The organism is Legionella steigerwaltii, assembly GCF_001468065.1.
In the GTDB taxonomy this organism is placed as follows: domain Bacteria; phylum Pseudomonadota; class Gammaproteobacteria; order Legionellales; family Legionellaceae; genus Legionella; species Legionella steigerwaltii.
Genome location: NZ_LNYZ01000033.1, coordinates 1 through 7,202, shown reverse-complemented (window position 1 = coordinate 7,202; position 7,202 = coordinate 1). Strand labels below are relative to the sequence as shown.

Genomic DNA, 7,202 nt, shown 5'->3' with positions numbered 1-7,202 from the left:
CGATAAGGTTTGGTAGACCTTAACAGTGTGGCTCATCTAGGTGCCGGGTAAAAGGGAGGATGAGTCCATATCATTGCTTGCTATCGCCTTCACTTTATGCGTTTGGACACACGGTTAGTTTCATATAGATCTCAATTGGAAAGTAATATTCTAATTTCTCCTTAATAATCTAATAAAGTAAAACTCGCTCAGGTTGATGACGAACATATTCTATCGATGTACCAGTCAATAGCACATTTTGGACGAAATAGGTTTGCGAAATACTAAACAGTTAGTCAATATGATAATAAATTAATCTAATAATTCCGTAAGTATTTTGTGCTATTTTAATACTAAATGGATCAAAACTTTTTATATTTTAGAGAATTAAAGTGTTTCAAAAAACTGAAAATATTCAACTTTGGGCTAATATTTGGAGCGATCTCACGAAGTTGATTTGTGCTCTTGAAAGACTCGTTATCGGGCAAGATTGGAAGGAGCCTAATTTAACAAAATTATTGTCTCAAGAAAATCCTCAGTCCGAACTAGCAAATCAATACATTAACACGATTAATCTTTTAATGGATGAATTGAGTGCCCTTCCTATATCCAAGAAGCAGATATTGGAAGAGCTAAGTCGCCGTGTTGAATTAAGGAATTTTCACAACCATCGTCTAAATGAAAGAGTTCATCATGCTGAATTTAATAAGGATTCTTATATTAGAGAAAATAATAAAACAAAAAATATTGCAGAATATGTCCTGAACAATAAACCTGATATACCCGGTTCTGTATTAACGCCTAAGAATTTTCAAGATTTGGAGAAGGCGTATGGCAAATTATTATATTTTAATCCGGGGGTAAATGCTCAAGCATTTACCCCATTGAACGCAAGTGAAGCTAAAGTAAAGTTTATAAAGAACAATCCGCAAGCTTGGCTGGGCAACGCATCAGCCTTAACACCCTTTTTAGTTCTCTACCATTCTTTATCTGATAAACAAGCCTCCACGTTGCTTAATTTTGTGATAAAAAATCCAGGTCTTATGTCACTCATAGATTTAAAAATACAATCGAGCGAGGATTTGTTAAAAAAAATAGCTTTTATTAAACAAAATAAACAAAGTTTACTTTGGTTATTTAAAACAGAGAAAATTGATCAGATTGATATCGATCAATTCATGCAGATTCCGCAGAGAAACACTTTTCCCAGGATACTTAATTTTATCTATGAAAATAGAAGAAAATTATCATCGAAGGAGATTAACTTCATTTTACAGCATCATCAGGGAATAATTACAGACTTCGGTAATCAAAGCATTACAGAATTCAACAAAAGCATCAAAAGCTTCATAGAGGCGGTAAGGGTCAATCCTAAAATAAACGATCATTTGAACGCTCAACTGATTAGCCCAGGTGGAGTTACTCAACTTTTCAACCATAGTCCTTCAAAGTTCAAAGCCAACTTGGAAGCTTTTGATAAAAACAAAGAACAATTACATCACGCGATCGAAACAAAAAGATTAATCCTCAGAGAAGGAAATATTTTGTTAAATTCTAGTCCGTATTATATTAATTCACTTGGCAAGCTTTTGAGATCAGAATCTCAAAATAAATCTACTGTTCAAAGAGATACTGTGGCATCGAGCAATAAATACATCTCAGAATTGCTAGTAAAGGCAACACCACAATGGAAAGATGATTTGAAAAAAGCATTTATTATCAAGAAGCAAGAACTCCAACAAGAAGATGACGCAAATTACTTTCGATTTTTCACTCGATTAAATGCGAATAATAAAAGTAATAAAATGAAAGCAATTGACATCTTACTTAAAGAATTAGAAAGCGATTCCTCAGAGCGGAGCAAAGAAGTTCTTTCTTATGCCTCTGTTTTATTAGAGGGCCGGACAGGCCAGCTCTTCAAGGATTACGCTGAACTCACTCCTCTCTATAAGGATTTAGAACAGCACGTAAGAAAAGGAAAGGAACAGGAGGTAATAGATATCTGGAATATAACAAGATTGGATTAATCTCTCAATTTTGCACATGCAGGACTGAAAATACCTCAGGGTCAGGCCTTGAATTTTGAATTTAAAGATTTTAATTAGTCTCATAGTTACCATAGTTCCAATTCACAATTCAAGGCCTGACCCTGAGCTATTATGTGAAAATCACTTGGTTTTTATAGGCCGAAAGTGTGGCGGGTTTATGGCGGCTTTTTGGACCTCTAAATGCACAGGTTAATATTAATGGGTTTTGATTTACTATTTTTGTTCTTGGCAGCCCGAAAAACTTTGCTTTTCTGAAAATTTTTATAAAAATCTGATTGCTGATTTTTTGTTTTAGTTTGAGTTTGTTCAATAATAAACAAACGTAATACTTGCTCGGTATTTTCATTCATGTTGGTTGCTTCATCCCCACATTTTTCCCATTTACTAACTGCTGTATAAGATTCATGGACGACTGTATTACCGAATTCTCTAAGTGGCATGGAGAAGTACGAACGAATAAATTTAACCTGATACCAGTAAGTCTGCTTGAGTGGGTTGATTGAGCATGTTTTGACGAAATTTTTCATATTCTTCATGTGTTTTTTTTAATGCTGTTTCATGGCTTATTTTTCCTGAATGAGTAAGTAATTCACGATCAGAAATCTTGAGGAAATCATCAAGCTTTGGTTTGATTTTCTCTAGTTCCACCATTTGATTGGGCCTGCTCTGATACATGACACACAACGAATCAGCTTGGAGAATAAAATTGATTTTGTTGGGCCAAGGCCCAACCTTGCTATTTTTGCTCAGATTTCAAACTACTTCTATTTCAACAGGAGCAGTACCTCTTATACCGAGTTTTTTAGCGGCACCAAAGGATAAATCAATTAGCCTGTTCGATAAAAAAGGACCTCGATCATTAATTCGAACAACAATCGACCGGCCATTGTTCAAGTTTTTGACCCGTACGCGTGTACCAAGTGGGAGTGTTGGATGAGCTGCGGTCATCGCATACATGTTGTGGCGCTCTCCAGTCGATGTTTTTTGATTCCGACCGCGTGACCCATACCAGGAAGCAACTCCTTTTGCTTTGTAATTTTTGGCAGATTTCATCACATGATATGTTTTCCCTTTGATCACATAGTGATCCGGACTATTAGATTGATGATGCGCACAAGCAACCAGTAGCATCGGGAGTAAGCCTGTAATGAGTCGGTTAATGATCAACAAAATCGAATAATAATTCATAAAGTTATCTTCTACTTCCACAACAGATAGTTTACATATAAAGTGTTACATGTTATCGAGATGACCTTTATATAAAAACTTAATTTTAAATTAAAAGTTCACGAAAAACAAAAATCTTTTTTGCAAAGAAAATCGTCAATGGGCAATCATTTTTTTATCATTGCCTTCATCACTGATTTTATTGATTATATATTTTTTTGATGATCTATTTCAGCTCAGAATGTTCGCAGTCCAATAATCCCTGCAATTCAGCTAAAGCAGTTTTATCGTTAATTCTAATTAAAGTAACCCATGCAGCAATAATTTTGTTGTAAGTTAAGATCCGTTTGAGTAATTGTTTCTCTTTTTCCTTTTTGGCAATAATGTTTTGTAATTGCTGTTGTTTTTTGTCCAAGGATTGATAGTAATTTATTGCATAAACTAACGTTGGATTATGTTTTTCTGCAGCCCATTGTTTGATAAATTGTAACCGGTTTTTTTGATAGTCTACTAAGTCCTTATCATTGTTCTTTGCAGATAAATACTGCAAATAATACATATCCAGTTGGAAAGGATGTTTATATAATCCCTGTTTCATAATTGCTTGATAGAACTCTTGTTCAAATTGATAGATCTTGGTATTTAATAGGGTAATTTGATGTTGTTTTAAGCTTTGATTCCATGGTGCATTGATTACATTACTATAAAGATTCATCATGCCATCCCAAGTTGCCTCTAACTCATCACCTTGTTCTTTAATTTGTTGCTGTAATTCATTTATTTTCTTAGTTTGCAGCACTATAGAAAGTTGTGCAAATTTTTTCGCCTCTGGAAAAAGAGAAATAATTTTAGTTTCATTGGCTTTGCTTAAATCAACAAATTGATCTAAATCTTGGTTCTTGATCGATTGAAGTTCATTCTGATAATTGTTAAATATTTTTTGGATTGCATGTTGATTAAAATTCGAAATGCGAGAAGAAAATTGATCTTTCAAAAAATAATCGGCCCATAGCAATAGGTAATAATCAGAAGTACTGATAGGAACATCTACGGTCATGTCGTCTAATATTGCTTGCTGATGCGCAGTAAATAGATTTTTTGTGGGATCTTTTAATTTCTGACCGGTCAATATACTAGTTCCCGTATATGCTTCAGTAAACGATCGTTCATAACCTTGATAAGTAGCTCCGTCAGCATCAGCTGTGCAACCTGAAGCATAATGGTCTGGAGTTGCAGCAGTAAACCCACAGATTTTAGGATTAGCACTGGGATAACCGTTTTTTAGTTTGACCGATAATTGGTGAAAGCCACCGGAATAACATTGCGACATAGCGAACACAACATGTCGGCTTGGAACTTGTGCAAGCAGAGAGCTGAGTTCATTTTTAGATAGGCAGGCTTTATTAAAATGGTTCTCGTTAGTAAAGTTATTGATAAAAGGTTTTTTATAGTGCCATAAGTCAATGCAATTATTACTGTAGGGATTGACACTTTTATCTTCAAAAAAACCATAAGGCATTCCATGGTCACTAACAAAAAGGAACAAGTCCTCATTGGGTTTTAATGAGAGGACTTTAGGGGATAAAAAATAAGCACTGACTTGTCCTTTAGTGGCACTCTGATTATTTGTAATCATCCCCGTCAGCATGAGATCCGTTTTATCGTATTTATTTTGTTTCGTATTGATTTTTTTATGAACGTCTAAAGGTATGGGTTGGTGAAGCTCATTGTTTCCTGCGCCAAAATAAAGACTCACTCTGTCCTTACCATATCGATTGATTAGAAACTCATAAAGAGTTTTAGTTTGTAAATATTGTGAATAATGATTAAGACCAGGGTTATCACCGCCAGAAAGAACCAGAATTTGACTGGCAGTATTTCCAATAATGGTGTGCAAATAAAAGAAGATAATTAGCAATGAGCGTTTCATTAACATTTTCAAGCAGGATAGTTTGGGCAGCGTGTTATTCATTTTAATTTAAATAAGTATTTACTATCAAATTTTTCATGTGAAACATGTATAGCCTACGCTCACAGAGCAAGCGTAGGCTGGGCTGAAAAGCCCGGAAAATGATTTAATGATGGGACTGATACTTGATGTTTGTAATTTATAACCGCTCTGTTTTATATATCTTTTTTTTGAAATTTGACGGGATTCATCAGGGCCTGACCCTATTCACATTCAGTTTATATATAATCAACTAAAAAACTTCAAGATCATTCCTGGGAGCTTTTAAAACTCAAATTCCATGACTTAAGGTTTCGCTACTTACACAAACCTGTTTCTCTGATGAAGCAGCAAAAATTCCTTGTTTCCCAAGAAGTGGGGTCGTATTTTGAGGAATACTTTGAGATAGTTGATACCTATTCCACACATCAGGAATTGGATAGATTTGAGTTTTAATTAAATCAATTGTTTTCATTCCATTGTTGAATAATCCATCAGTCTTTAAGCGTTGAAAACTGTTCATTCCACGAATTACCTCAGACATGAACTCTTTGATAGTAAAACCTTCAATCATATTTGGATTATCTAGAATGGTTGGAGAAAATCCATGTCGTACCAATTCTCGATTTAAAAGGAGATTACAAAACAATCTTCCATTGCAATCATTAAAAGGATGAATTAGCTCTAATTTCTTGCAAAAAATAATGATGTCATATAATAGATCTTCGGGTTTTTCAGCATGGGTACAAACTGTTGATTCATATTCTTCTATTATTTCCTTAATGACAGTATCTAAGCGCTCCGTTTCTATAGAGGTTATCGCATCAAACCCTAAAGGTCCACGCCTTTCTAATGTACATAAGTTATTAAACTGCGTTAGATGCTCTATATAACCCAGAAAAGTTAAAGTCCTCGTTGACAGTGCAAAACTAGCCCCGTATTTTCGATACATACCTTCAGTATTATTCCAAATAATACCTTTCGCACAAATAGAGTGTATTTTCTTAAAGTACTCAGGGGTTAATGGTTCTGTCATTGTATTTTTAGTATACAACCAGGCTTGATAAAGTTGATTAATACAGCCCTTTTCCCGTGCATCATAATTACTCCAACCGGCCTCTTGTTGATAACCATCCATAAAGAGACGCCACAATTCAAGCTCAGGGAAATCCTGATAAAAATAGGCCACATTACCTTTTTGTTCAGGATGCCAGTAAATTTTCAGTGAGTGTGCAAGTTCTTCCTCACTTAAAGTATTTCTCTGAAAATGTGGCAAATTAAATTGGCCGGCAGCATACAACTCCATCACTAAGCCCATAAGTACTTGATTTCCATGTATTGCCGCAACTAATCTGCGTAACTCCAATTCGCTAAGTTTGGTCGCATATTTGCTAATAAATAAAGACAACTCTGGGATAAATTCTTGTAATAATTCAGGAGCTTCAGCTATTTTTTCTAAAGCTGAGGATGTCCAAACAGTATCACCATGTTCCGTTTTTTGTTGAATTGACTTTATAAGAGATAGCGGGTTTTTTTCAAAAAAAATACGAAAGGCAAGTAAAATATTTCTTTTATTTTCCTCTGATTGCTCCAAAATAGAGCGTGGTAAAATACCAAATAATTCTGCAATGACTGTGCAACCCTGGTCATTATCAGGCTGATTAATAGCTTCAATATCAGTAGGATCGGCAATATGATCAAGAATAAATTCACGTAATTCAGCTTCTTCACCACTAATATGTTCATAATGAATTCCTCGTGCGATCAAGCGCAAGGGAGTTTCTAATTTAGGTGTTGATTTGAAGTTATTTAGTTTTGATTGGTATAGAGAAGAAATTTTCATCAATTTAGGAAGAAGGATTTGTGCGCATTTATTGTCCATCAGGTTATTTTATTTGTCAACCTTGGTTTACAATAGTTGTGCCTACCATTAAAAACTAAAGACTGCAACTGTCTTGGAATAAAATTCAAGACAGTTGCTACGTATATGGACTCATCCGTTTTTGCAAGTAATTAGCTAGTGAAAAGTTTAGTATTTGCATACGTATATCCGGCCATTC

6 protein-coding genes are annotated in these 7,202 nt (G+C 34.7%); 1 reads left to right on the top strand and 5 read right to left on the bottom strand.

The annotated features are described in order from the left end of the window. Positions 1–371: 371 nt before the first annotated feature. Positions 372–2,006 (top strand): hypothetical protein, encoded by a 1,635-nt coding sequence (locus Lstg_RS14865; protein WP_058478462.1) that lies wholly within the window; start codon positions 372–374, stop codon positions 2,004–2,006. A 197-nt stretch (positions 2,007–2,203) separates the two neighbouring features. Here Lstg_RS14865 and Lstg_RS14860 read toward each other — a convergent pair whose 3' ends face one another. The 5 genes from Lstg_RS14860 to Lstg_RS14845 form a co-directional block, all read right to left on the bottom strand. Next, on the bottom strand, positions 2,204–2,467 hold the full coding sequence (locus Lstg_RS14860; protein ID WP_238585452.1) for a hypothetical protein: 264 nt from the start codon (positions 2,465–2,467) through the stop codon (positions 2,204–2,206). 22 nt (positions 2,468–2,489) lie between these two features. Then, positions 2,490–2,702, bottom strand: a complete 213-nt coding sequence (gene rhuM / locus Lstg_RS17590) for a RhuM family protein (RefSeq protein WP_082650872.1) — start codon at positions 2,700–2,702, stop codon at positions 2,490–2,492. A gap of 78 nt (positions 2,703–2,780) precedes the next feature. Then, on the bottom strand, positions 2,781–3,215 hold the full coding sequence (locus Lstg_RS14855; RefSeq protein ID WP_058478460.1) for a septal ring lytic transglycosylase RlpA family protein: 435 nt from the start codon (positions 3,213–3,215) through the stop codon (positions 2,781–2,783). A 205-nt stretch (positions 3,216–3,420) separates the two neighbouring features. Further along, positions 3,421–5,124, bottom strand: a complete 1,704-nt coding sequence (locus tag Lstg_RS14850) for a hypothetical protein (protein WP_238585451.1) — start codon at positions 5,122–5,124, stop codon at positions 3,421–3,423. Positions 5,125–5,434: 310 nt separating this feature from the next. After that, positions 5,435–7,024: a Fic family protein gene (locus tag Lstg_RS14845; RefSeq protein ID WP_058478458.1), complete on the bottom strand. Its 1,590-nt coding sequence runs from the start codon at positions 7,022–7,024 to the stop codon at positions 5,435–5,437. Between the last annotated feature and the right edge of the window lie 178 nt (positions 7,025–7,202).

Coding starts and splice junctions, on each gene's coding strand:
- Lstg_RS14860 (WP_238585452.1), bottom strand. CDS start 2,467: ATGCCACTTAGAGAATTCGGTAATACAGTCGTCCATGAATCTTATACA.
- rhuM (WP_082650872.1), bottom strand. CDS start 2,702: ATGTATCAGAGCAGGCCCAATCAAATGGTGGAACTAGAGAAAATCAAA.
- Lstg_RS14855 (WP_058478460.1), bottom strand. CDS start 3,215: ATGAATTATTATTCGATTTTGTTGATCATTAACCGACTCATTACAGGC.
- Lstg_RS14850 (WP_238585451.1), bottom strand. CDS start 5,124: ATGAAACGCTCATTGCTAATTATCTTCTTTTATTTGCACACCATTATT.
- Lstg_RS14845 (WP_058478458.1), bottom strand. CDS start 7,024: ATGGACAATAAATGCGCACAAATCCTTCTTCCTAAATTGATGAAAATT.